Annotated in this window: 29 protein-coding genes; 22 read left to right on the forward strand and 7 right to left on the reverse strand. The window is 60.9% G+C overall.

Annotated elements, in window-relative coordinates:
* Nucleotides 1-2 precede the first annotated feature (2 nt).
* From SKTS_RS15175 to SKTS_RS15195, 5 genes are all read right to left on the reverse strand, one after another.
* Nucleotides 3-1538 carry a 2-isopropylmalate synthase gene (locus tag SKTS_RS15175; protein WP_173066863.1) on the reverse strand — a complete coding sequence of 512 codons (1536 nt, stop codon included), beginning with the start codon at nucleotides 1536-1538 and terminating at the stop codon, nucleotides 3-5.
* Nucleotides 1539-1667: 129 nt separating this feature from the next.
* Complete coding sequence (locus SKTS_RS15180; RefSeq protein ID WP_244617362.1) at nucleotides 1668-2351, reverse strand: Crp/Fnr family transcriptional regulator; 684 nt, start codon at nucleotides 2349-2351, stop codon at nucleotides 1668-1670.
* A gap of 46 nt (nucleotides 2352-2397) precedes the next feature.
* Entirely contained in the window at nucleotides 2398-3099 is a 702-nt protein-coding gene (locus SKTS_RS15185; protein ID WP_244617363.1) for an anaerobic ribonucleoside-triphosphate reductase activating protein, read from the reverse strand.
* Complete coding sequence (gene nrdD / locus SKTS_RS15190) at nucleotides 3089-3280, reverse strand: anaerobic ribonucleoside-triphosphate reductase (RefSeq protein WP_173066866.1); 192 nt, start codon at nucleotides 3278-3280, stop codon at nucleotides 3089-3091. The genes SKTS_RS15185 and nrdD overlap by 11 nt, the downstream gene beginning before the upstream one ends.
* Nucleotides 3281-3291: 11 nt before the next feature.
* Nucleotides 3292-5325 (reverse strand): ribonucleoside triphosphate reductase, encoded by a 2034-nt coding sequence (locus SKTS_RS15195; protein WP_173066869.1) that lies wholly within the window; start codon nucleotides 5323-5325, stop codon nucleotides 3292-3294.
* A 427-nt stretch (nucleotides 5326-5752) separates the two neighbouring features.
* Here SKTS_RS15195 and SKTS_RS19030 point away from each other — a divergent pair, with 427 nt between their 5' ends.
* Nucleotides 5753-6589: a nidogen-like domain-containing protein gene (locus SKTS_RS19030; protein WP_173066872.1), complete on the forward strand. Its 837-nt coding sequence runs from the start codon at nucleotides 5753-5755 to the stop codon at nucleotides 6587-6589.
* Nucleotides 6590-6778: 189 nt separating this feature from the next.
* On the opposite strand, the gene SKTS_RS15205 is transcribed toward SKTS_RS19030, so the two are convergent.
* Nucleotides 6779-7234 carry an outer membrane lipoprotein gene (locus SKTS_RS15205; protein ID WP_173066875.1) on the reverse strand — a complete coding sequence of 152 codons (456 nt, stop codon included), beginning with the start codon at nucleotides 7232-7234 and terminating at the stop codon, nucleotides 6779-6781.
* A gap of 267 nt (nucleotides 7235-7501) precedes the next feature.
* Between SKTS_RS15205 and mnmL the strand changes: the two genes are divergently transcribed.
* From mnmL to SKTS_RS15230, 5 genes are all read left to right on the forward strand, one after another.
* The gene (mnmL, locus tag SKTS_RS15210; RefSeq protein WP_173066878.1) at nucleotides 7502-8455 is read left to right on the forward strand and encodes a tRNA modification radical SAM protein MnmL/YtqA; all 954 of its coding nucleotides are present in this window, start codon (nucleotides 7502-7504) and stop codon (nucleotides 8453-8455) included.
* Nucleotides 8445-9452: a ubiquinone anaerobic biosynthesis protein UbiU gene (ubiU, locus tag SKTS_RS15215; RefSeq protein ID WP_173066881.1), complete on the forward strand. Its 1008-nt coding sequence runs from the start codon at nucleotides 8445-8447 to the stop codon at nucleotides 9450-9452. The genes mnmL and ubiU overlap by 11 nt, the downstream gene beginning before the upstream one ends.
* 4 nt (nucleotides 9453-9456) lie before the next feature.
* The gene (locus tag SKTS_RS15220; protein ID WP_173066884.1) at nucleotides 9457-10365 is read left to right on the forward strand and encodes a U32 family peptidase; all 909 of its coding nucleotides are present in this window, start codon (nucleotides 9457-9459) and stop codon (nucleotides 10363-10365) included.
* A gap of 10 nt (nucleotides 10366-10375) precedes the next feature.
* Entirely contained in the window at nucleotides 10376-10840 is a 465-nt protein-coding gene (gene ubiT, locus SKTS_RS19135) for a ubiquinone anaerobic biosynthesis accessory factor UbiT (RefSeq protein WP_173066887.1), read from the forward strand.
* Between the two features lie 188 nt (nucleotides 10841-11028).
* Nucleotides 11029-11427 (forward strand): PilZ domain-containing protein, encoded by a 399-nt coding sequence (locus SKTS_RS15230; RefSeq protein WP_173066890.1) that lies wholly within the window; start codon nucleotides 11029-11031, stop codon nucleotides 11425-11427.
* 169 nt (nucleotides 11428-11596) lie between these two features.
* On the opposite strand, the gene SKTS_RS15235 is transcribed toward SKTS_RS15230, so the two are convergent.
* Nucleotides 11597-12256, reverse strand: coding sequence for a c-type cytochrome (locus SKTS_RS15235; RefSeq protein WP_173066893.1), 660 nt, complete (start codon nucleotides 12254-12256; stop codon nucleotides 11597-11599).
* Nucleotides 12257-12532: 276 nt separating this feature from the next.
* Between SKTS_RS15235 and gmk the strand changes: the two genes are divergently transcribed.
* The 16 genes from gmk (at nucleotide 12533) to SKTS_RS15315 (ending at nucleotide 24470) form a co-directional block, all read left to right on the forward strand.
* Nucleotides 12533-13144 (forward strand): guanylate kinase, encoded by a 612-nt coding sequence (gene gmk / locus SKTS_RS15240; protein ID WP_173066896.1) that lies wholly within the window; start codon nucleotides 12533-12535, stop codon nucleotides 13142-13144.
* 27 nt (nucleotides 13145-13171) lie between these two features.
* Entirely contained in the window at nucleotides 13172-13378 is a 207-nt protein-coding gene (gene rpoZ, locus SKTS_RS15245; protein ID WP_173066899.1) for a DNA-directed RNA polymerase subunit omega, read from the forward strand.
* Between the two features lie 89 nt (nucleotides 13379-13467).
* Nucleotides 13468-15582 carry a RelA/SpoT family protein gene (locus SKTS_RS15250; RefSeq protein WP_173066902.1) on the forward strand — a complete coding sequence of 705 codons (2115 nt, stop codon included), beginning with the start codon at nucleotides 13468-13470 and terminating at the stop codon, nucleotides 15580-15582.
* Nucleotides 15583-15610: 28 nt separating this feature from the next.
* Complete coding sequence (locus SKTS_RS15255) at nucleotides 15611-15994, forward strand: Rid family detoxifying hydrolase (protein ID WP_173066905.1); 384 nt, start codon at nucleotides 15611-15613, stop codon at nucleotides 15992-15994.
* A 117-nt stretch (nucleotides 15995-16111) separates the two neighbouring features.
* Nucleotides 16112-18133, forward strand: a complete 2022-nt coding sequence (recG, locus tag SKTS_RS15260) for an ATP-dependent DNA helicase RecG (RefSeq protein ID WP_173066906.1) — start codon at nucleotides 16112-16114, stop codon at nucleotides 18131-18133.
* 119 nt (nucleotides 18134-18252) lie between these two features.
* On the forward strand, nucleotides 18253-18429 hold the full coding sequence (locus SKTS_RS15265) for a hypothetical protein (protein WP_173066909.1): 177 nt from the start codon (nucleotides 18253-18255) through the stop codon (nucleotides 18427-18429).
* A gap of 231 nt (nucleotides 18430-18660) precedes the next feature.
* Nucleotides 18661-18987 (forward strand): hypothetical protein, encoded by a 327-nt coding sequence (locus SKTS_RS15270; protein ID WP_173066912.1) that lies wholly within the window; start codon nucleotides 18661-18663, stop codon nucleotides 18985-18987.
* 123 nt (nucleotides 18988-19110) lie between these two features.
* The gene (locus SKTS_RS15275) at nucleotides 19111-19350 is read left to right on the forward strand and encodes a ribbon-helix-helix domain-containing protein (protein WP_173066915.1); all 240 of its coding nucleotides are present in this window, start codon (nucleotides 19111-19113) and stop codon (nucleotides 19348-19350) included.
* Nucleotides 19350-19760, forward strand: a complete 411-nt coding sequence (locus tag SKTS_RS15280; RefSeq protein WP_173066918.1) for a putative toxin-antitoxin system toxin component, PIN family — start codon at nucleotides 19350-19352, stop codon at nucleotides 19758-19760. Before SKTS_RS15275 ends, SKTS_RS15280 begins: the two co-directional genes overlap by 1 nt.
* 86 nt (nucleotides 19761-19846) lie before the next feature.
* Entirely contained in the window at nucleotides 19847-20692 is an 846-nt protein-coding gene (locus tag SKTS_RS15285) for a 23S rRNA (adenine(2030)-N(6))-methyltransferase RlmJ (protein WP_173066921.1), read from the forward strand.
* A gap of 90 nt (nucleotides 20693-20782) precedes the next feature.
* The gene (locus tag SKTS_RS15290) at nucleotides 20783-21307 is read left to right on the forward strand and encodes a chorismate--pyruvate lyase family protein (RefSeq protein ID WP_244617364.1); all 525 of its coding nucleotides are present in this window, start codon (nucleotides 20783-20785) and stop codon (nucleotides 21305-21307) included.
* The gene (gene ubiA, locus SKTS_RS15295; protein WP_173066927.1) at nucleotides 21304-22194 is read left to right on the forward strand and encodes a 4-hydroxybenzoate octaprenyltransferase; all 891 of its coding nucleotides are present in this window, start codon (nucleotides 21304-21306) and stop codon (nucleotides 22192-22194) included. The genes SKTS_RS15290 and ubiA overlap by 4 nt, the downstream gene beginning before the upstream one ends.
* 9 nt (nucleotides 22195-22203) lie before the next feature.
* Nucleotides 22204-22824 (forward strand): cation efflux transmembrane domain-containing protein, encoded by a 621-nt coding sequence (locus SKTS_RS15300; RefSeq protein WP_173066930.1) that lies wholly within the window; start codon nucleotides 22204-22206, stop codon nucleotides 22822-22824.
* Between the two features lie 8 nt (nucleotides 22825-22832).
* Complete coding sequence (locus SKTS_RS15305; protein WP_173066933.1) at nucleotides 22833-23279, forward strand: cytochrome c; 447 nt, start codon at nucleotides 22833-22835, stop codon at nucleotides 23277-23279.
* A gap of 162 nt (nucleotides 23280-23441) precedes the next feature.
* A complete protein-coding gene (locus SKTS_RS15310) occupies nucleotides 23442-24005 on the forward strand; it encodes a GGDEF domain-containing protein (protein WP_173066936.1) in 564 nt (187 codons plus the stop codon).
* Between the two features lie 120 nt (nucleotides 24006-24125).
* Nucleotides 24126-24470: a DUF4870 family protein gene (locus SKTS_RS15315; RefSeq protein WP_173066939.1), complete on the forward strand. Its 345-nt coding sequence runs from the start codon at nucleotides 24126-24128 to the stop codon at nucleotides 24468-24470.
* The last annotated feature ends 18 nt before the right edge of the window (nucleotides 24471-24488 follow it).

Here is a 24488-nt window from a genome sequence, read left to right on the forward strand (position 1 = left end):
CGTCACACCTGCGGGTGCGCGCGCTCCAGCTTGCTGTGCAGCTTGTTGAGCGCATGCAGGTAGGACTTGGCCGAGGCGATCACGATGTCGGTGTCCGAACCCTGGCCGTTGACGATGCGCCCGCCCTTGGACAGGCGCACGGTCACTTCGCCCTGCGCGTCGGTGCCGCTGGTGATGTTGTTCACCGAATACAGTTGCAGCTCGGCGCCGCTCTTGACGATCGAGTCGATCGCCTTGAACGCCGCGTCCACTGGCCCGCCGCCGTCCGCTTCGGCCTGCTGTTCCGCACCGTTCACCGCCACCACCACCGTGGCGTGGGGCGTCTCGCCGGTTTCCGAACACACTTTCAGGGACACCAGCTTGAACTGTTCCTGCTCCAGCGTAGCGGCTTCGTCGCTCACCAGCGCCTGCAGGTCTTCGTCGAAAATCTCGTGTTTCTTGTCCGCCAGTTCCTTGAAGCGCGCAAAAGCACCGTTGAGCGCATCTTCCGAGGGCAGCTCGATGCCCAGTTCGGCCAGCCGGCTCTTGAAGGCGTTGCGGCCGGAATGCTTGCCCATCACCATTTTGTTGGCGCTCCAGCCCACGTCCTCGGCGCGCATGATCTCGTAAGTTTCGCGGTGCTTGAGCACGCCGTCCTGGTGAATGCCGGACTCGTGGGCGAAGGCGTTGGCGCCGACGATGGCCTTGTTGGGCTGCACGGCAAAGCCGGTGACCGAAGCCACCAGGCGGCTGGCCGGCACGATCTGGGTGGTGTCGATCTGGGTGTCGCAGCTGAACACGTCCTGGCGCGTGCGCACCGCCATCACCACCTCTTCCAGCGAGGCGTTGCCCGCACGCTCGCCCAGGCCGTTGATAGTGCATTCCACCTGGCGCGCGCCGTTGAGCACTGCGGCGAGCGAATTCGCCACCGCCAAACCGAGGTCGTTATGGCAATGCACCGAGAAAACCGCCTTGTCGGCATTGGGAATGCGCTCGCGCAAGGTGGCGATCAAGTGGCCGAACTGTTGCGGCAGGTTGTAGCCCACGGTATCGGGAATGTTGAGCGTGCCGGCGCCGGCGTCGATCACCGCCTCCAGGATGCGGCACAGGAAATCAGGATCGGAACGGCCGGCATCCTCGGGCGAGAACTCGACGTTGTCGGTCCACTTGCGCGCCCATTTCACCGCCTTGACCGCCTGCTCCACGACCTGGTCCGGGCTCATGCGCAGCTTCTTTTCCATGTGGATCGGCGAAGTGGCGATGAAGGTGTGGATACGGCCTGATCTGGCGCCTTTCAGGGCTTCGCCGGCGCGGTCGATGTCGCGCTCCAGCGCGCGCGCGAGGCCGCACACCGTGCTGTCCCGGACGGCGTCGGCGACCGCCTTCACCGACTCGAAGTCGCCGTTGGACGCGGCCGGGAAGCCGGCTTCGATGACATCCACGCGCATGCGTTCCAGTTGCCTGGCGATACGCACCTTTTCTTCCCGCGTCATGGAAGCGCCGGGGCTTTGCTCACCGTCGCGCAAGGTGGTATCGAATATGATCAATTTGTCTTTCATGACAGACTCCAAACAGGGAACGTTAAGGCTAGGGCCTGAAGCGGCGACGCTGCAGCCCTGAATGATAAAACTTTAGTGGACGGGAGAGAAAGAAATTAGCGCACGAAGCACGGCACGCGGCGGGTCGAATCACTCGTCGTAGGCACGCAGTCTGGCGATGTCCTTGATGAGCACGTCCTTGCCTTTCACCTCGATCAAGCCGTCATCGGACAAATTGTGCAGAATGCGGGAGAAGGTTTCCGGCGTGATGTTGAGATTGGAAGCGATCACGTTCTTGTTGGCCGGCAGACTGATCTGGATATCCTGTCCTTGCTGGACTTCCTCGAGGTCCTGCAACAGGTAGCCGATCACCCGTTGCGCGGAAGAGCGCAGGGAGAACGATTCCACGTAATGGATCAGGCGGTGCAGGCGGATGGAAAGTCCCGCCAGCATCTTGCGGCAGAAAGCCGGATCGCTGTCGATGCCGCCCAGAACCACGTTCTTGCTGATGTGCAGTGTCAGGGAATCGGTCAGCGTCTGGGCATACACCGGGTACGGCTTGCCCATGAACATTACCGCCTCGCCGAAGCTCTGGCCCGGACCGAACAGCTCCACCACTTTCTCGATGCCCTGCGGTGAAGTCAGCGCCAGTTTGACCTGACCGTGAATCACCACGTAAAAACCGGTGGAAGGATCGCCGCGCTGGAACAGCACGTCGCCGCGCGCTAGGTGCAGTTCGCGCGTGCCCGCGGCGATGCGTTCGATTTCTTCCGGCGACATTTCCCGAAACAGGGGAATGTTTGCCAGGATGGCGGGTATTTTTACTGTGGACAAAGCGGTTCCTTAAAATCCCATGAAACGAATCATGCGGATTATAGGGTCAAGCGCCTCGAATGGAGAAGTGCTGAAACAAGGGCTGAAGCGCATCGCGCACGTCCGCCCACAAAAAATCCCGGCCAGGCGCCATGTTCAGGCCCAAATCCGCGCAGCCCTGGGCGCGGAATTCCTGCAATACATAGCGCCGCACGCCCAGCGCGGCCAGCTCCCGGGCGAGCTCGACGAGTGGCGCGACGCCTAGCAAAGCGGGGTGCACGGTGGTACGGATTTCGTAGTCGACGCCGCTGTCGAGCAGCCGCATCAGACTTTCCCGCGCCCGCTCCCCGCTGCCCGGCACGCCGGTGATGCGATCGTAGTCGGCAAAAGGCGCCTTGATATCCATGCCCACCCAATCGAGTTCGGGGAGTATTTCCACCAGTCGCGCCGGGTACGGCCCGGCGGTATGCAGGCCGAGCTTGAAGCCGAGCTCCCGCACCTCGCGGCAGGCCTGAACCAGCCCAGACTGCAGCGTGGGTTCCCCGCCGCTGAACACCACTGCGTCGAGCAGTCCCTGGCGCCGGTGCAGGAACGCCATCACGTCATCCCAGCCTTGCGTCGTCGCGCCGCCGCGGGGAATGAGATGCGGGTTATGGCAATAGCCGCACTGCCACGGGCAGCCTTGGCAAAACACCACCGCCGCGAGCAGGCCGGGGAAATCCGTGGTGGTGAGGGGCGTCAGCCCCCCCACTTGCAGGCTAGGCGGCAAGCTTGGCGCGCGATTCGCAGAAATACTGGCGCTCGTAGAATTCACCTTTTTTGCCCACGTTGAAGGACGCCATCGGGCGGTGGTAGCCCATCACGCGCGTCCATACCTCACACGGCTGGCGTTCCTCGTCCTTGAGGGTGATTTCGGCTTGCAGGTTGGTTTGCTGGGACAGGTCGGTCATGGTGTTCTCCTTTAGGCTGCTTGTTTGCGTTTCTTGGCGATGATGTCCTCGTCGCACTTGGGACAGAACTTGTGCTCCCCGTCCAGATAGCCGTGCACCGGGCAAATCGAGAAGGTCGGCGTGATCGTGATGTAGGGCAGCCTGAAGCGCTCCAGCGAACGCTTTACCAGGTTCTTGCACGCTTCCGCGCTGGAAATGCGTTCCGTCATGTAGAGATGGAGCACGGTGCCGCCGGTGTATTTCTTCTGCAGTTCGTCCTGCCGCTCCAGCGCCTCGAACGGGTCATCGGTGAAGCCCACCGGCAACTGCGAGGAATTGGTGTAATACGGCATTTCCCGCGTGCCTGCCTGCAGAATGTCGGGGAAGCGCTTGCGGTCTTCCCTGGCGAAGCGATAGGTGGTGCCTTCCGCCGGCGTGGCTTCGAGGTTGTACATGTGGCCGGTTTCGTCCTGGAAAGCCAGCATCCGGGCGCGCACGTGGTCGAGCAGCCGTACCGCGAACGCGTGGCCGAACTCGCTGGTGATGTCATGTTCGTCGCCGGTGAAATTGCGGATCATCTCGTTGATGCCGTTCACCCCCAGTGTGGAGAAGTGGTTGCGCAGCGTGCCGAGATAGCGCTTGGTGTAGGGGAACAGGCCCGCGTCCATGTGGCGCTGGATGGTCTTGCGCTTGATTTCCAGGCTGTTCTTGCCGATCTCCAGCAGTTCGTCGAGGCGCGCCAGCAGGCCGGCCTCGTTGCCCTTGTAAAGAAAACCGAGACGCGCGCAGTTGATGGTGACCACGCCAACAGAGCCGGTTTGCTCCGCGCTGCCGAACAGGCCGTTGCCGCGCTTGAGCAACTCGCGCAGGTCGAGCTGCAGGCGGCAGCACATGGAGCGGATCATGTTGGGCTTGAGCTCGGAATTGATGAAGTTCTGGAAATACGGCAGACCGTACTTCGCCGTCATCTCGAACAGCAAGGTGGCGTTCTCAGATTCCCAGGGAAAATCCGGCGTCATGTTGTAAGTCGGGATGGGGAAGGTGAACACGCGGCCCTTGGCGTCGCCGGTGGTCATGACCTCGATATAGGCACGGTTGATCATGTCCATTTCGACCTGCAATTCGCCGTAGGTAAACGACACTTCCTTGCCGCCGATGATCGGCACCTGGTCTTTCAAATCGTCCGGACAGGTCCAGTCGAAGGTCAGGTTGGTGAACGGCGTCTGCGTACCCCAGCGCGACGGCACGTTGAGGTTGTAGATCAGCTCCTGGATGTACTGCTTGACCTGCGTATAAGGCAGGTTGTCCTTGCGGATATAAGGCGCCATGTAGGTATCGAAGGAGCTGAACGCCTGCGCCCCGGCCCACTCGTTCTGCAGCGTGCCGAGGAAGTTGACGATCTGTCCCACGGCTGACGACATGTGCTTGGGCGGCCCCGCTTCGACCTTGCCCGGCACACCGTTGAGGCCCTCGGTGAGCAGGGTACGCAGCGACCAGCCGGCGCAGTAGCCCGCCAGCATGTCGAGATCGTGCACGTGGATGTCGCCCTCGCGGTGCGCCACGCCGACTTCCGGGGGGTAAACATGGTTGAGCCAGTAGTTCGCCACCACCTTACCCGAGACGTTGAGGATCAACCCGCCCAGGGAATAGCCCTGGTTGGCGTTGGCGTTGACGCGCCAGTCCAGTTGCTCGAGGTATTCGTTGATCGAGCTGCCTACATCTACCACCGTCTTGCGGTCCTGGCGCAGCTTGGCGTGCTGCTCGCGGTAAACGATGTAGGCGCGGGCGGTTTTGAGGTGGTTGGCGGAAATCAGCACCTGCTCGACCACGTCCTGGATGTTCTCGATGCTGGGCGGCTGGTTGCGGAACTTGTGAATCAAAACCTTGGCCACCTGGGCGGACAGCAGTTCCGCCTCGCTGCCATCGAAATCGCCGCTGACGCTGCCGGCACGCGCGATGGCCGAGCGGATCTTGTCGCCGTCGAATACCGCCACCGAACCGTCGCGCTTGATGACGGCGCGCGGCAAACTCAACAATCTCTGCTCCCCTTCCTGCGGCAAATCCATGGCCCCTCCTCGATGAATGCAAACACAATATGTTGTGATATTTTTCATCAAATATACGCCATGTTGTGTTGATGTCAACGGATTAGGAGATATTTTTATCCCGATAAAAATCAACTTTTGATAGTGACTCAGGCGCAACTCTCGATATCCAACAGCGTCCTGCCGTTACGTGAGCGCACAGATGGAAGCGCCCCATTTTGAGTGTCGGAATTTTTTACAGTCTCGAATGAACGTCTTTCAAGACGAGCATTTCAAGCCAATGAAATAGATTATTAACTTACTGTAATTAAACATCATTAAATCCATGAGTTGGTGCTGGCATAGTTGGTGCTTATTGCTTCATGCCAACGGCAGTACGAGAGCAGTCTAGGGAGTACAGCAAACGTATCTGACCTAGTTTTCTAAAAATCACAAAAGGAGTATCAACATGAATATTCATTTTCGCTTGTTGAGCTTGGTCGCTGCGCTAGTAACCGCAGGCTCGCTCGCAGTAACTTCCGTCGATGCCAATGCCGCAGCCATCCACGACGCATCGTTATTTACGACGAATACCCTCGCAGCCAATGATGACGGCTCAACCGGTCAGGTCAACATGGGTTTCGGCATCAACTTCTTTGGCGTCAATTACAGCACCCTGTACGTCAATAACAATGGCAATGTAACCTTCAACGGTCCGCTTGGAACCTATACACCGTTCAGCCTCCTGTCCACCAGCACACCCATGCTGGCGCCCTTCTTTGCAGACGTGGACACGCGAGGTGCCGCTAGCAGCCTGGTTCAGTATGGTCAATCTACCTTGGATGGCCACAGCGCATTCGGAGTCAACTGGATTAACGTTGGCTACTACAACAGCCAATCAAACTTGCTCAACAGCTTTCAGCTCATTGTCTCCGACCGCTCCGACACAGGAGCCGGCAACTTTGACTTCCAGTTCAATTACGACCAGATCCTGTGGGAAACGGGCAGCGCCAGCGGTGGCGTAGGTGGTTTCGGGGGTAGTTCCGCCCGTGCCGGCTGGTCTAATGGCGTTAGCGCATCTCAGGAATTGGCCGGCTCTGCAGTAAACGGTGGCCTGCTCGACAGCAACCTCACGACTGGCCTGATACATAACTCGCTTAATTCCAATACATTGGGTCAATACAACTTCCAGGTTCGCAATGGTCAAGTCATTACCAACGACGTGCCTGAACCTGCCTCGCTGGCGCTGCTCGGCATCGGTCTGGCCGGTCTGGGTGTTGCGCGTCGTCGCAAAGCAAAAGCCTAACCTGTCGGATTATTTGACAGCAAAACGGCGGCCTTGGCCGCCGTTTTTTTATCCATGACGGCTTCGCCAACCAGCCGATCAGACAAATATCCTCAAAGCACTGACAGCACGCCCATCCGTCGTCGCACCTCCAGTTCATCCGCAATAGAAAAGGGCGCGCCGTCTGCGCGAAATTAAGGAGGCGCTGGCTTAGTGCGTCACGCGCGTCACACCGCCGCCCGTCAAAATGCGCACCCTTTCTCCTGGATGGAACTGTTCATCCGCTTCCTGCGTCACGGCGATCATCCTGCCGCTATCCAGCGTGACGGTGATTTCCAGGCCCGGTTTTTTTGTCACCCCCTCTTCGATGGCAGAGCCGGCAAGCCCGCCCGCCACCGCACCGATGATGGCTGCGACGGTGCTACCCTTACCGCCGCCGATGTTACTGCCGGCAATCCCGCCCACTGCCGCACCCGCAACGGTACCCACCGGCGTCTTGGTACCTTCGAGTTGCACCTGACGTACGCTCTCTACCACACCCATTTGCACCTCCTGCGTCTGGCGTGCCTGCGAGCGGGAGTAAGCCCCACCCGACATGCTCGAAGCACAGCCGCCAAGTGCTGCAGCCAACACGAGAAGCGCGCCGACAAGCTTTATTTTATTCATGATTTTCCTTTCCAATTGATTCAAAAATAGCGCCGGTCTCGATTGGTACGTGCGAACCAGCTACGCCTACTGTCAGTGCATCATATGACCATCTGAATTTTGGTTTAGTTTAACCATTGGACAAGAATCCCGCATGTCCATATTTCCAGAAATATTCATTTTCAAGCCTGTCGTTCTGTCGCGCTACCGTGTCCGTTCACGCAAAGCCCACACCCGCAATACGGTTGAGCCATCTAACAGGATATGCTAGTCTCCTTGTCCTGAAATATGGCGCTATCCGACTACATTCACACTTTCGGCCAACACCTGCTCGCACGGCACGGCGAGCGGGTGCACAAGATCGCCCTGGATGCGGGTTTCACCTGCCCCAACCGCGACGGCTCGAAAGGCATCGGCGGCTGCACCTTCTGCAATAACCGCTCGTTCAACCCCAACGGACGGCAGCCACAAGCCCTGGAAGCACAGCTCGACAGCGGCAGAAACGCCATCGCCAAGCGCACCCGGGCCAAAAAATTCCTCGCTTACTTCCAGGCCTATACCAACACCTACGCCGACGTCGTGGAACTCGACTCGCTCTACCGTCAGGCCATGAGCCGGCGCGACATCGTCGGACTCTCGGTCGGCACGCGGCCGGATTGCGTCTCGAGCGAAGTGCTCGACCTGCTCGCCCGTTATCGCGACGAGGGCCGCATCGTGTGGCTGGAACTGGGCCTGCAATCGGCTTTCGACGAGACGCTGCGACGCGTCAACCGCGGACACGGCCTGAAGGAATACCGCGACGTGGCGATCGCGGCACGCCGGCGCGGCATCCCGGTGTGCGCCCACCTGATTCTCGGGTTGCCGGGAGAAGATGAATCCCATTTCCACGCCAGCCTCGACAGCGTGCTGGAGATCGGCGTGGACGGGCTCAAGCTGCACCCGCTGCATGTGGTCAAGCACACTGTTCTCGCCCAGCAATGGCGGCGCGGAGAATTCCGGCCGCTGACGCTGGAAGCCTACATCCGGCACGCCTGCGACCTGATCGAGCGCACGCCGGAACATATCATTTACCATCGCGTCACCGGCACGGCAGAGAAAGACATCCTGCTGGCACCGGAGTGGTGTTCACAGAAATGGAACGTGCTCAACGGCATCGAGCGCGAACTGGCGCGGCGCGGCCACCGCCAAGGCCAGTTCGCCGACATGCCCATGCAAAAGGAGAGAATTCTCGATGCCGCCTAAAATCGAACTGGTCTGCCCCGCGGGCAGCCTGCCGGCCTTGAAAACCGCTGTGGACAACGGTGCGGACTGCGTCTACATGGGCTTCCGCGACGACACCAACGCGCGCAACTTCACCGGCCTCAATTTCGACCTGGCCAACGCCAAGGAAGGCGTGCGCTATGCCCACGCCAAGGGCCGCAAGGTGCTGCTGGCCTTGAACACCTACCCCCAGGCCAGCGGCTGGCAGCGCTGGACCAGTGCCATCGACAACGCCGCCGACCTGGGCATGGACGCGGTCATCCTGGCCGACCCCGGCCTGATGCAATACGCCGCGAAAACCCATCCCGATTTGCGCCTGCACCTTTCGGTGCAAGGGTCGGCAACCAATTACGAAGCCATCAATTTCTACCACGAACAGTTCGGCATCCGGCGCGCGGTGGTGCCGCGCGTACTGGCTCTGGCGCAAGTCGAGCAACTGATGGCCAACACCCCGGTGGAAATCGAGCTGTTCGGCTTCGGCGGACTGTGCGTCATGGTGGAAGGGCGCTGTGCCCTGTCTTCCTACGCCACCGGCGAATCTCCCAACACCTGCGGCGTGTGCTCGCCCCCCAAGGCGGTGCGCTGGCAACAGACCGCGCAAGGGCTGGAATCGCGCTTGAACGGCATCCTGATCGACCGCTACGACGCCAAGGAAAACACCGGTTACCCTACCCTGTGCAAAGGCAGGTTCGAAGTCGCGGGGGAAACCTATTACGCGATCGAGGAACCCACCAGCCTCAACACCCTGGAACTGCTGCCGGAACTGATAGGCATGGGCATTTCCGCCATCAAGATCGAGGGACGCCAGCGCAGTCCCGCTTACGTGGCCCAGGTCACCAAAGTCTGGCGCCAGGCGATCGACGCTTGTCATCGCGAAGGCGCTGGCTTCACCGTCAAACCGGCATGGATGGCGGAACTGGGCAAACTCTCGGAAGGCCAGCAGCAAACCCTTGGCGCCTACTACCGGCCATGGAAATGAACATATGAAACTAGCGCTTGGACCCAACCTCTACTACTGGGATCGTGACGCCCAGCTCAAGTTCTACGAAGAAATCGCCGCCTCCCCGGTAGACATCGTCTACCTCGGAGAGACGGTTTGCTCGCGCCGCCACCTCATGCGCCTGCAGGATTACCTCGACGTGGCGGAGCAGCTCGCCGCCGCAGGCAAGGAAGTGGTGCTCTCGACACAGACCCTGATCGAATCGGAATCGGACCTCAAAACCCTGCGCAGGATCAGCGGCAACGACAAATTTCGAGTCGAGGCCAACGACATGGGCGCGGTGCGCCTGCTGGCGAACAAGGTGCCGTTCGTCGCCGGCCCGACGCTCAACATCTACAGTCCGCAGACGCTCGACCTGCTTGCAGAACTGGGGGCGACGCGCTGGGTAATGCCGGTGGAAATGTCGCGCGACGCGCTGTTACCGATTCAACAAAGCCGCCGCAGCGGGCTGGAAACGGAAGTGTTCGCTTACGGACGACTGCCGCTAGCCTACTCCGCGCGCTGCTTCACCGCGCGCCACCATAATCTGCAGAAAGACGACTGCCAGTTCCGCTGTCTCGACTACAGCAACGGCCTTTCCCTGAAGACGCGCGAAGGCCAGCCTTTCCTGACGCTCAACGGCATCCAGACCCAGTCGGCACGGCCGTACAACCTGATCGGCGAACTGCACGCCCTGCAGGAAACCGGCGTGGACGTGTTGCGGGTCAGCCCGCAGGCCTACCATAGCGGAAAAATTCTCCAGTTGTTCCGCGAATGCATGGAGCAGCGCATGTCGCCGGCACTGGCCCTGATGCAAATGGAGAAACTGATGCCGGAAGCGCCGTGCAACGGCTACTGGCACGGCAAACCCGGGCTGGATTTCATTCACAACGACCATTTAGCCACTGCTTGAGAGGCCCAGCATGAAACCGTTCTTCATCCCGCCAGCCGTCAGTACCCTCTTCTCCCTGCTGCCGCAATATCCCCATTCCCTGATTTTCACGCGGGCGCTCAACCTTGCCCTGAAAGACAAGCTGCGCGGCGATGTCTGGAGCCCTCTCCACGGCAAGCAGGTGTGCATCCACGTCAGCGACGCCGGCATCGCATTCCACTTCACGCTCACCGCGAATGGCCTGGCGGCCCGCCAGGCCGTTGCCCAGCCAGACCTCACTATCCGTGCCAGCGCTCAGGATTTCATCCTGCTCGCGTTGCGCAAGGAAGATCCGGACACCCTGTTTTTCTGCCGCCGCCTGGTCATGGAGGGCGACACCGAACTGGGGCTGCTGGCGAAGAACACCCTGGACGGCATGGAGCTGCCGCCGATGGATTTCCGCTCCTTGCTGCCCGCCCGTTTGTTCGGCCAGATCCGCACCCGCCTGCTGGCGTAAGGCCGTCAGCACGCTCTGATTCTCCTGTTGTTTGCCCGTCGAGCCGCTCCGGCTCGACTTCATGCGCACGTCCTGCGCATTGTGGTTAGAGTTCACACAAAACCACAACATGTTGATATAATCCGCAGAGCACCAATTAGATTTAGTGATTTTCCTGTGCCAGGACGAGAACAACGGAGGAATCAGCCATGCCCTTTGCCAAAGCGTACCAGCAACAGAACCGTTCCGAGCCCAACCGCAATCACCATGTCCACCTCCGCCTCATCAATGGCGGCCAGCGCATCAACGAGCCGCGCGGCGAAATGCGTTGCTCGCGGCGCGTTCCGCTCGAGTGCTATGTCAAGGTAAGAGTGAGCGACAGCGGCGAAACGTTCTACGCCATGAGCAAGGATCTCAGCGTGGACGGATTGGCATTTACCGCCCACTACGTGCCGCGCTTCGGTGAAATGATGGAAATTCAGCTGCAATCGCCGCGCGGTTCGACGCTCAAGCCATTCAAGGCACTGGTTCAGGTGCGACGCTGCGTCCACCTGGACGAGAACAAGGGGTACGAAATCGGCACGGCGATCATAAAAGTTCGCCAGTAGCCGTTCACTTTCAGGATTCCTCCCGCAACGGGAAAGCTTCTTGGCGACACACCACCCGCAAGATGCGGGATAGTCTTACTGACCCGATGTATTCTTCATCGGGACATGCTTCACTTCCTTCAGCATGCCCTCGTCGAGGACGACTCGATCTGCCGCCCCCTCCTGGAAATCATTTCATGCCGGAAACGAACACCACCAGCGAGTTGATGTCGGCATCGGTAAGGTTTTCGGTATTGGCCGCCATGAAAGGGTCAATGCGTTCGCCGGTGCGGTCGCGATAGCGCTTCAGGGTCAGCGTCAGGTATTCAGGCTGCTGGCCGGCGATGCGTGCGATCTTCTCGTTGCCGCGCCCGTCGTTACCGTGGCAGCGCCAGCAAATCTTGTAAAACAGGTCTTTTCCGCGGCTGGCCAGCGCCGGGTTGGAAATGGCATGGGGGGTGACCTCCTGGCTAGCGAAATAGGCCACGGCGCTCACCTTTTCCTCGTCGCTCATGGCCTTGATCATGCCCTCCATGAATACGTTACGCCGCCGGCCATCGCTGAATTTTTTCATCTGCTCCAGCAAATAGGCCGGATGCTGACCCGCCAGATTGGGCACATCGGGCCGAGCGCTGTTGCCGCTATTGCCATGACAGTTGAAGCAGAACGAAGCCACTTTTTTGCCTGCCTTGATCGCCGTTTCCATTGCCTTGGGATCCTGCGCCAAGGCGCCGAGTCGCGCCTCAAGCGTAATTTTTGCCGCGGGCTTGGTTTCTGCCGCCACCGCAGCACCCATGCCTGCGACAATAAATCCGGCCAGCGCGCCGGCAAGCAATCTGTTCGTTGTCATGAAATCCCTCAGGTTCGAATCGAAACATCATCAAATGGACAATGCCGTCCATTTTATGGGAACTCGGCCAACTAATCCATCAGTGACTCATACCTGCGACATCAGCACGGCAAAACATCCTTTATTATTTCCGACTCGATGCCGCCGGAATAGCATGTTGTTCCGCCCCGGCAAGCTGCTTTAAGTATCTGGCTGGCGCCCGTCCGCATGCCGCCTAAAAGCATTTCTGGTATCGTTGCACCTGAATTTAAAATCAAGCCTGGAACCGAATACATCATGCCCACCGGAAACCTGTTTATTGTCGCCGCCCCGTCCGGAGCGGGGAAAACCAGCCTGGTAAAGGAACTGCTGGCCGCCGACGCGGGCATTCAGCTTTCCATCTCCTACACCACGCGCGCGCCGCGCCCGGGCGAGGTGAACGGCCAGCATTATCATTTCGTCAGCCGCGAAACTTTCACGCAAATGCTGGAGCGCGGCGACTTCCTTGAAAGCGCCGAAGTCTATGGCAATTTTTACGGCACCTCGCAGCCCTGGATCGAAGCCAGCCGCAAAACCGGCCAGGACATCCTGCTGGAAATCGACTGGCAGGGCGCAGCGCAGGTGCGCAAACTGATGCCCGAGGCGATCAGCGTGTTCATCCTGCCGCCCTCCGTCGAAGCCCTGCGTCAGCGCCTGACGGGACGCGGACAGGATGCGGAAGAAGTGATCCAGCGCCGCGTCGCTGCCGCGCGCGAGGATTGCGGCCATGTGGGCGAATTCGATTATGTTATTATTAACGACGATTTCGCCACGGCCTTGCAGGACCTGCTGGCGGTGGTGCGGGCACAGCGCCTGCAGATCGATGCACAGCTCGACCGGCACAGCGACCTGATCGCCTCACTGACATAAATATTCAAGCTCACAAGGATCAATACCATGGCACGCATTACCGTAGACGATTGCATGAAATACTTCGACAACCGCTTCGAACTGGCGCTCGCCGCCACCTACCGGGCACGGCAACTGGCAAATGGCGCCACCCCGCTGGTGGAGCCGAACCGCGACAAGCCAACCGTGATCGCCCTGCGCGAAATCGCCCACGGCAAGGTAGGCAAGGAAATACTTAACCGCGGACAGGCGTAATTCCGTGCGGCGTTAGGGGTGAGGGGCGAGGCGAAAAACATGGCAATGATTTCTAACGCCTCACCCCTCACCTCTCACCCCTAACCCCCATGCCCAACACTACCCAGCTTACCGACACCCTTTCGAGCTACCTCAAGCCCGAGGACATCGTCCAGGTCGAGGAAGCTTTTCGCGTCGCCGAAACCGCCCACCACGGGCAAATGCGCAAGAGCGGCGAAGCCTATATTTCCCACCCCCTAGCGGTCGCCACCATCCTGGCGGAATGGCGCCTGGACGCCCAGGCCATCATGGCCGCGCTGTTGCACGACGTGGTCGAGGACACGCCCACCACCAGCCAGGAAATCAGCGAAAAATTCGGCAAACAGGTGGCCGACCTGGTGGATGGCGTCTCCAAGCTGGACAAGATCGAGTTCCAGTCCGAGGCGCATGCCCAGGCGGAAAACTTCCGCAAGATGCTGCTCGCCATGGCGCGCGACGTGCGGGTGATCATCATCAAGCTCGCCGATCGCCTGCACAACATGCGCACGCTGGAATCCATGCAGGCGGCGAAACAGCAGCGCATCTCCCACGAAACTCTGGAAATCTACGCCCCGATCGCCAATCGCCTGGGCCTCAACAACGTTTACCGCGAGCTGGAAGACCTGGCTTTCCGCTTTGCCCACCCCAACCGCTACACGGTGCTCAGCAAAGCCGTCAAGGCGGCGCGCGGCAACCGGCGCGAGGTGGTCAGCAAGGTGCTGGAGGCCATCGAGCTCAAACTGGCCAACTGCCACATCGAAGCTACCGTCACCGGGCGCGAAAAGCATCTCTACAGCATCTACCGCAAGATGCAGGAAAAGAACCTGGCCTTTTCCGAAGTATTCGACATTTACGGCTTCCGCGTCACGGTCAAGGACGTGCAGAACTGCTACCTTGCCCTCGGATCCCTGCACTCGCTGTACAAGCCCATCCCGGGCAAGTTCAAGGACTACATCGCCATCCCCAAGGCCAACGGCTACCAGTCGCTGCACACCACGCTGTTCGGCCCGTTCGGCACGCCGATCGAAATCCAGATCCGCAGCCAGGAAATGCACCAGATCGCCGAAGCCGGCGTGGCCTCGCACTGGCTTTACAAGAGCGGCGAAAGCGGCATCAGCGAAATGCAGCAGAAAACGCACCAGTGGCTGCAAAGCCTGCTGGAGATCCAGAATGAAAGCCGCGACGCAGCCGAGTTTCTGGAACACATCAAGGTCGACCTGTTCCCCGACGAAGTTTACGTTTTCACCCCCAAGGGCAAGATCATGGCCTTGCCGCGCGGCGCCACGGCGGTGGATTTCGCCTACGCGGTGCATACCGACGTCGGTAATCGCGCCGTGGCGGTCAAGATCAACCACGAGCACGCCCCGCTGCGCACCGAGCTGAACAACGGCGATCACGTGGAAATCATCACCGCCAGCCACGCCAACCCCAATCCCGCATGGCTCAACTACGTCGCCACCGGCAAGGCGCGTTCCCACATCCGCCATTTCCTCAAGACCCTGCACTACGAAGAATCGGTGGCCCTCGGCGGCCGCCTGCTGGAACAGGCGTTGCGCGCGCTGAAGGTCGATCCCGCCTCGATCGGCGCCGGCCCATGGGAAAAGCTGCTGCGCGAAAATGCCGGAAAAACCAAGGACGAAATCCTCGCCGACATCGGCCTGGGCAAGCGCCTCAACATCGTCGTGGCGCGCCAGCTGGTTTCCCTGGGTGATGTCTCTTCCGCCGAACAACGCCCCCAGGGCGCGATCACCATTCGCGGCACCGAAGGCATGGCCGTGCAGTTCGCCAGCTGCTGCCGCCCCATCCCGGGCGACCCTATCCTCGGTTTCATCAACAAGGGCAAGGGTCTCATCATCCACACCCATGACTGCCCGACCATCGCCCACTACCGCAGCGACCCGGACAAATGGGTGGACGTGGAATGGGACCCCGACACCCGGAAGCTGTTCGATGTCTCCATCAAGCTGGTAGTCGCCAACCAGCGCGGCGTGCTGGCCAAGGTGGCGGCAACCATCGCCGACGCCGATTCGAACATCGACAACGTGAGCATGGAAGAAGAAGACGGCAGCGCCTACACCACCATGTATTTCACCCTGCAGGTGGAAAACCGCATGCACCTGGCGCGCGTGATGCGCGGCCTGCGCCAGATCGCGGAAGTGGTGAGAATCAGCCGGATGAAGGGCTAACCCGAGCAGAACTATCTAAAGGAAAACCATGAGCAAGCAAGTATTGAGCACCGCCAACGCCCCCGCCGCCATCGGCACCTATTCGCAAGGCATCCGCGTCGGCGACACAGTCTATCTCTCCGGCCAGATCGGCCTCGACCCGCAATCCATGCAGATGGCTGAAGGCATCGACGCCCAGATCAACCAGGTGTTCCTCAACCTCGGCGCGGTCGCCAATGTCGCCGGCGCCGGCCTCGTCGCCACGGTCAAACTCAACGTCTACCTCACCGACCTGGGCCATTTCGCCAAGGTGAACGAAATCATGGCCAGGTATTTCGAACAGCCCTACCCCGCCCGCGCCGCCGTCGGCGTGAAAGAACTGCCGCGCGGCGCACTGGTGGAAATGGACGCGGTCCTGTACCTGGGGGCATGATCCGGAAAGACATATCAGCCACAGAGAACACAGAGTTCACAGAGAAAACCATGCAAAACCCACTTCATCTCTGTGCCCTCTGTGTTCTCTGTGGCTTGAATTTCGGTTCCTAGGCTAATGTTCCAGAAAATCGGCAAGGCCACCCGTGACAAGCTGGCCAAGCTGGGCATCCGCAGCCCGTTCGACCTGCTGCTGCACCTGCCGCTGCGCTACCAGGACGAAACGCATCTCTACCCCATCGCCGACGCCCCGCTGAACCAGGCGGTACTGGTCGAGGGCATCGTCACCCACGCCAGCGTCACCTACAAGCCGCGCAAAATGCTGAGCGTCAAGATGCGCGACGCCAGCGGCATGCTTCAGTTGCGCTTCCTGCACTTCTACCCCAGCCAGGTCAAAATCCTCACGCCCGGCTTCACCGTCCGGGCCACCGGGGAAATCCGCCACGGTTTTTTCGGCGCGGAAATGGTCCACCCCCAGTGCCGCGTAGTGAAGGAAGACACACCGCTCGCCGAAGCGCTCACGCCGGTTTATCCCACCACCCAGGGCCTGTCGCAGGCCACGCTGCGCAAGCTGGTCGGCGAGGCGCTGCAGCAGTGCGAGCTGGACGAGACCCTGCCACCAGCCATCCGCGCCCGTCTCAAGCTGGCGAATTTCGGGGACAGCGTGCGCCTGCTGCACCAGCCGCCGCCCGACGTTGCACCCGCTGCGCTGGACGAACGGAACCACCCCGCCTGGCAACGCCTGATTTTCGACGAACTGCTGGCGCAGCAGCTATCCATGCGCGAGCATTACCGGCGCCGCCACGCGCGCGGCGCCCCGCCCCTGCCGCCCGGCAAGACGCTGAGCGCCGCGCTGCTGGCGAGCCTGCCTTTCGCCCTGACCGGCGCACAGCAGCGGGTAGCGCACGAAATCAGCGCGGACCTCGCCCGCCCCCACCCCATGCAGCGCCTGCTGCAAGGCGACGTGGGCAGCGGCAAGACCATCGTCGCGGCACTGGCGGCCTGCCAGGCGATCGAAAACGGCTTCCAGGCGGCACTCATGGCGCCGACCGAGATCCTCGCCGAACAGCACTACCTCAAGCTCGCCGCCTGGCTCGCGCCGCTCGGCATATCCGTCGCCTGGCTCACCGGCAGCCTCGGCAAGAAAGACAAGAAAGCCGCGCTGGAACAGGTCGCCAGCGGCACGGCACAACTCGCCATCGGCACCCACGCCCTGTTCCAGGAACAGGTGACGTTCAGCAACCTGGGGCTCTCCATCATCGACGAGCAGCACCGCTTCGGCGTGCACCAGCGCCTGGCGCTGCGGCAAAAGGGTGGCGAGGTGCACCAGCTCATGATGAGCGCCACGCCCATCCCGCGCACCCTGTCGATGAGCTACTACGCCGACCTCGACGTTTCCGTCATCGACGAACTGCCCCCCGGCCGCACGCCCATCGTCACCAAGCTGGTGGACAGCGCCCGCCGCGAAGAAGTGTTCGGCCGCGTGCGCGACGCCTGCGTGCAAGGCCGGCAGGCCTACTGGGTGTGCCCGCTGATCGAAGAATCCGAAACCCTGCAGCTCAAGACCGCGCTCGAAACTTTTGAAAGCCTGAGCCAGGCCTTCCCCATACTCGCCATCGGCCTGGTGCACGGCCGCATGCAGGCAGCGGACAAGGCCGCCACCATGGCGGCGTTCAAGGCCGGCGGCATCCAGCTGCTGGTCGCCACCACGGTGATCGAAGTCGGCGTGGACGTGCCCAACGCCTCGCTGATGGTGATCGAACACGCCGAACGCTTTGGCCTTTCGCAACTGCACCAGTTGCGCGGCCGCGTGGGGCGCGGCGCGGCGCAAAGCACCTGCATCCTGATGTACCAGACGCCCCTGTCGGAAACCGCCCGCGCCCGCCTCAAGATAATTTACGAAAACACCGACGGCTTCGAAATCGCACGCCAGGATCTGGCCCTACGCGGCCCCGGCGAGTTCCTCGGCGCGCGCCAGAGCGGCGTGCCCATGCTCAGGTTCGCCGACCTGGAACGCGATCAGGCGCTGCTCGATCCCGCGCGCGCCGTCGCCGAGCAGATGCTCGCCGAGTTTCCCGAATTTGCCGAACGGCATCTGGCTCGGTGGCTGGGACAGCAGCAGGAGTTTCTGAAGGCGTAAACCTGTTGCAGCTTCCGTAGGGCGTCAATAAGCGCAGCGCATTGCGCCGGATTCACAACATGCGGCGCAATGCCCGTTGGTTATTGCGCCCTACGTTTGTTTAGGAAAATATAATACTGATGAAACTCGTTATATATCTTAAAAATCCAGCGGAAGAGGCTAACTCAATAAGAGAAGCCTTACGTCTCACAGACATTGCTGTTGCAATTGAGAATGAAAAAGTTGTCTTAGAAACTAAGGGCGTTGTTAAGTGGGAGTTGGACTTGGCGGACAACGACCTTATTTCTAAAACTTGAGAACGGGTTCATGAGCTTCTCGCCATCGTCAACGGCGCCGCTCGTATTGAGGGCATAGCGCTACCCCGCCTTGATCTCGCGCACCTGTCCTATGTTGACGAGATGGGACAGCGGCAGCATCTGCCTAATATAGGCAAGATGTATGGAGTGTTCCCTGCGCTACGGAGTAGTCTCCCGGATCCTTCACCATTTATATCGCTTGGATTGGAGGATATAGCCGCGGCAAAAGCGATGCGGCTGTTTAGCCTTGACCATGATTGGGTCAACTTGTACCGGATTTACGAAGTCATAGAAGAGGATGCGAAGCAACCTGGCAAACCCAAGCGTGGATGGGTAGTAAAGCGTGGATGGGCTACTCCTGACGAGTATGATGCCTTCACTGGTTCGGCCAATAATGCATCAGTGGCTGGTGACCACTCAAGGCATGGCAAGATAAATGGTGGAACACCACAAAGAACGATGCATCTGGATGAAGCTCGCCACACGGTCCAGCGAATATTGCGTGATTGGTTGAACAGCAAGGTCGCGGCAAGCGTAATGGAGCGTAGCGCAAAGTAGCGCGTCGAAGAAATGGCGCCGAAATCGATTCGTTTTCGGCGTATGCGCTCAGGATTTTTGGACCATTGCACGGCCCCGCCTATCGGTGTATAAACACATAAACACCCATCACCGGAGAACGCCATGGATACGATTCGCTGGAATGTCGCCGTCTCTGCCGACACCGACCAATCCCTTCGCATGTTTCTGGCCAGCCAGGGCGGCGGCAGAAAGGGCGACTTGTCGCGCTTTATCGAAGAGGCGGTACGGGCGCACATCCTGGAGCTGACGGCCGAACAGGCCAAGGCCGCCAATGTCAACGTGAGCGAGGCGGATCTGGCCTCCGTGGTCGATGAAGCCCTGCAGTGGGCGCATCAGCACTGATGCGGGTTGTCCTGGACACCAACATCCTGTTCAGCGCACTGATCTCGCCGCATGGGCATCCCGATGCAATCTATCGCGCCTGGCGTTCCGCGCGCTTCGTGGTGGTGACATCGCGGATGCAGCTCGACGAGATTCGCCGAGCCAGCCGCTACCCCAAGTTTCAGGCCATTCTGCAGCCAGTCAAGGTTGGCGCAATGATCAACAATTTGCAACGCGCCGTGGTTCTGGACCATTTGACCATGGCGGATGAAGCCGATGATCCCGACGATGCGTTTCTGCTGGCCATGGCGCGGGCTGGCGATGTGGACTACCTGGTGACCGGCGACCGCCGGGCTGGCTTGCTGCAACGTGGGCATATCGAACGCACCCGGATCGTCACGCCTGCCGTATTTTGCGCCGAGGTGTTGTGATCCCGGGCTGACCAGCCCCATCCGGGGCGCGTTTATAGTGCCGTCATCTCACTTACAATTTCTATCCTGTTACCTGGACCCCCATCATGCTGAGCTACCGCCACGCCTTCCATGCCGGCAACCACGCCGACGTGCTGAAACACCTCGTCCTGGTGCAACTCGACCGCTACCTTGGCCAGAAGGACAAGCCGTTCTGGGTCATCGACACCCATGCCGGGGCCGGACTTTATGCGCTGGACACCGGTTATGCGACGCAGCTGAAGGAGTTCGACAGCGGCATCGGCAGGCTGTGGGCGCGCAAGGACTTGCCTGCGCCGCTGGCCGAGTATGTGGACCTGGTGCGCGCAATCAACCCGGACGGCGCGCTGCGCTTTTACCCCGGCTCGCCCTGGCTGGCGCTGCAGACCACGCGCCCGCAGGACCGTCTGCGCCTGTTCGAGCTGCACAGCAGCGACAGCCGCATCCTGCAGGACAATTTCGCCGATCACGCGCGGCGCGTGACCATCACCACCGCCGACGGTTTCGACGCACTCAAGGCCTTGCTCCCGCCGCCGCCGCGCCGCGCCCTGGTGCTGATCGACCCGTCCTACGAAATGCGCGAAGACTACCAGCACGTGGTCGCCGCGCTCAAGGATGGCCTGACGCGCTTTGCCACCGGCACATATGCGGTGTGGTATCCGCAACTGGCCAGGGCCGAGGCGCGGCAACTGCCGGAAAAACTCAAGCGCCTGCCGGTGAAAAGCTGGCTCAACGTATCCCTGACGGTCCACGCGCCGAGTTCGGACGGTTTCGGCATGCACGGCAGCGGCATGTTCGTCGTCAACCCGCCGTGGACGCTGCACAAGACGCTCGCGGACGTCCTGCCCTACCTGGTCAAGGTGCTGGGCCAGGATGCCGGAGCAAGCTTCGTTCTGGAGCAGGAAACGGCGTAAGGTCCTTGGTCAGCGCTTCCCCGAATACTGCTAGAATCCCCGCTTGACCAAGAACCGAGACGGACCGCTCACCCCATGCGTCACCTGCCCATGTTGTGGCACCCCCGCCCGCCCGCCGCGCCCTGCCTGTATCGCGCGTGGCTGACCGACCGGGGCTCGCTCACGCACCGCATCCAGACGCGCTGCGGCGCCTTCAGCGTGCGCGGCTTGCGCCTCACCAGGGCCAAGTCCGGGCGCGACGAAGCCGCTTATGTGAACCTGAATCCGCGCGAGCTCGCATTGTTGCGCGAAGTGCTTCTGTACTGCGGCGACACGCCGGTCGTTTTCGCCCACAGCGTGATTCCCCGTGCGGGCTTGCGCGGGCCGTGGCGCAGCCTGAGCAGTCTCGGCAACAAGCCGCTCGGCGCGGCCCTGTTCGCCGATCCGCAGGTAAAGCGCTCGCCGCTGCAATTCAAGAAACTCAGCCGCCGCCACGAGCTCTATCGGCGCGCCTGCCGCATCCTGCCCGAACCGCCGGCGTATCTGTGGGCGCGGCGCTCGGTGTTCACGCTGCGGCGCCAGCCGATCCTGGTCACGGAAGTCTTCCTCCCCGGCATCCTGGAGTTAGCGAATTGAAACTGAAGGAAAGATTCGACCTTTACGAAAAACTGATGCGGCTCGACAAGCCCATCGGCATCTTGCTGCTGGCTTGGCCGACGCTGTGGGCGCTGTGGATTTCATCCGGCGGCCTGCCCAACTGGATGATCGTGTGGATTTTCATGCTCGGCACGGTGCTGATGCGCTCCGCCGGATGCGTCATCAACGACTATGCCGACCGCGATTTCGACCCGCACGTGGAGCGCACGCGGAACCGCCCCATGGCCGCCGGTCTGGTGAGCAAAAAGGAGGCGCTGGCGCTGTTCGCGGCGCTGTCCGTGTGCGCGTTCCTGCTCATCCTGCGCTTCAACAAGCTCACCATCCTGCTCTCCTTCGGCGCGCTGTTCCTGGCCGCCAGCTACCCCTTCACCAAGCGCTTTTTCGCCATTCCTCAGGCCTATCTCGGCATCGCTTTCGGCTTCGGCATTCCCATGAGCTTCGCCGCGCAAACCGGGCACGTGCCGGCCATGGCGTGGCTCATGCTGCTGGCCAACATTTTCTGGGCCATCGCCTACGACACCGAATACGCCATGGTGGACCGCGAGGACGACCTCAAGATCGGCATCAAGACTTCCGCCATCACCTTCGGCCGATATGACGTGCTGGCGGTAATGGTGTGCTACGGCATCACCCTGGCCATTCTCGCCGGGATTGGCGGGTGGTTCCGGCTGGGGCTGTTCTATTACGCCGGCCTCGCCGTGGCGCTGGGCATCGCGGTCTACCATTACAGCCTGATCCGCAGGCGCGAACGGGACAAATGCTTCAAGGCCTTCATCCACAACAACTGGTTCGGCGCGGCGGTATTCGGCGGCATCCTGCTAAACTACTGGCAGAGTACCCTGTACGCCGTCAAACACCTGTTCTGAGAAACCGCAATGGCCGGCTGCTGCGAAAACAAATCTTGCACTCTCGCCGCCATGCGCGCCGACCACGGCCGCGTGCTGAAAATCGTGCTGGCGGTCAATGCCGTCATGTTCCTGGTGGAAACCTTTGCCGGCATGGCCGCCCACTCCACTTCCCTGCTGGCGGACGCTTCCGACATGCTGGGGGATGCGCTGGTGTATGGCTTCAGCCTCTACGTGCTGACCCGGGACGAAAGCTGGCAGGCGCGCGCCGCCTTGCTCAAAGGCCTGATCATGCTGGCCTTCGGCCTCGGCGTCGCGGCGGAAGCGATCCACAAGACCCTGCACCCCATCCTGCCGCAGGGCGAAGCTATCGGCCTGATCGGCCTGCTGGCCCTCGCCGCCAACACCGGCTGTTTCCTGCTGCTCTACCGCCACCGCGCCGACAACCTCAACATGAGCTCGGTATGGCTGTGCTCGCGCAACGACCTGTTCGCCAATGTCGGCGTGATCCTCGCCGGCGTCGCGGTGATCTACAGCCAATCGCGCTGGCCGGACATCGTCGTAGGTGGCATCATTGCAGCACTGTTCCTCAAATCCGCCGTGAGCGTATTGCGCCAGTCCCTCGCCAGCCTGAATTCCCAACCTGATTAGGAGTCGTCATGCGAAACATTCTGTTGGTCCTTTCCCTGCTACTTCCCGCCGCACTTGCCCAGGCGCAGCAGCCCGCACCGCTGCCGGACGCACGCATGCTGGTGAACATGCCGGACGTGCCGCGCAGCGTGATGCGCGCCGACATGCTCGACCACATGGCGGCGCTCAACGAGATCATCGGCGACCTGGCGGAAAACAAATTCGAGGCTGCCGCGGAAACCGCCGAAAAACGCATCGGCCAAAGCGCCATGGGCAGAAACGCCCCCATGGCGCGCGGCCAGGGTCCGGGCCGCTTCATGCCCGACACCATGCGCCAGATGGGCTGGAACATGCACGGCGCCGCCAGCGAATTCGCCAAGGTGGCGAAGACAGGCGACAAGACCAAGGCCCTGGCCGCACTGCAGCAGGTCACCGCGAGCTGCGTGGCCTGCCACATGGCGTTCCGTACCCGCTGAAACCGGGGCGGCTGCCCTGCCCCCGAATCCGTCCAACGGACCATTCCGGCGCAATGCAATGGAATAAATCCAGCTTCTCCCGCGTCTTTACTCCTGTCGGCCTGGACACGGCCGATTCCAGGGCTGATTGCGCCCCAAGGAAAAAACGCGGGGGGATCGGCGATGGAGCAAGAGGGTGAGGCCAGGGACGAGGGCAGTAAAGCATCCCGCTTCGTGGCTGACAGGCGAAACGGGGCCGGCCACGAGACCCGGGAAGAACCGCCCGCCCGAGCTGCCCGCTACGACCTCCTGACGGCACTCCCCAACCGGGAGTTGTTTTTCCAGCGCCTCGAACAGGTTCTCGCTGAAAACCGGCGGCAGAACCGGAAATTTGCGCTCATCTTCATCGGCCTCGACGGCATCGAGACGGTCAACGACGGTTACGGCCAGCGCTGCGGCGACGCCTTGCTGCATGAAGTGGCCAGCCGCCTGAAAAAAGGGATACGGGGTTCGGATACCCTAGCCCGCCTGGGCGGAGACGAATTCGCCGTCATTCTGCCCATCCTCGAAAACAGTCAGGATGCAGAGCGCGTCGCCGCACAATTGCTGGAGCAATTCCGCACGCCATTCATCCTCGCGGGGCATCCCTGCCGGATCACTGCCGGCATCGGCATCAGCCGCTACCCCGAAGACGGGGACGAAACGAAAACCCTGCTCGACCGCGCACGTAGGGCCTGCCTGGGCTAAGAGCCTGTCGCGCGTCCCGCGGGGAACCGGCGGCGGACCCCAAAAGCAAAAAACCGGCCAACGGTCGTGCGCTTGATGCAATAATTCGGGTTAAATCACTCCCTTCCTTCAGGAAACGCCATGAGCGAACTTCAAAGCCCCACCGATCAGGATTCCCTGAAAACTCTCACCACCGTGGTCCATGCCCTGCAGGCAGCGTCCTTTATTATCGGCATAACCAGCATCGTCGCCATCGTGATCAATTACGTGAAGATCGACGACGTCAAGGGCACCTGGCTGGAATCGCATTTCCGCTGGCAGATCCGCACCTTCTGGTTCGGCCTGCTGTGGGGCGTGATCGGCGTCCTCACCTTCATTCTCGTCATCGGCTGGTTAATCCTGGCGGCCGATGCCGTCTGGGTGATCTACCGCATCGTCAAGGGCTGGCTGAACCTCAACGAGGGCAAGGAAGTGAATCCGGCGTAGAATATTTCCCTTAGCCAA

The organism is Sulfurimicrobium lacus (assembly GCF_011764585.1).
In the GTDB taxonomy this organism is placed as follows: domain Bacteria; phylum Pseudomonadota; class Gammaproteobacteria; order Burkholderiales; family Sulfuricellaceae; genus Sulfurimicrobium; species Sulfurimicrobium lacus.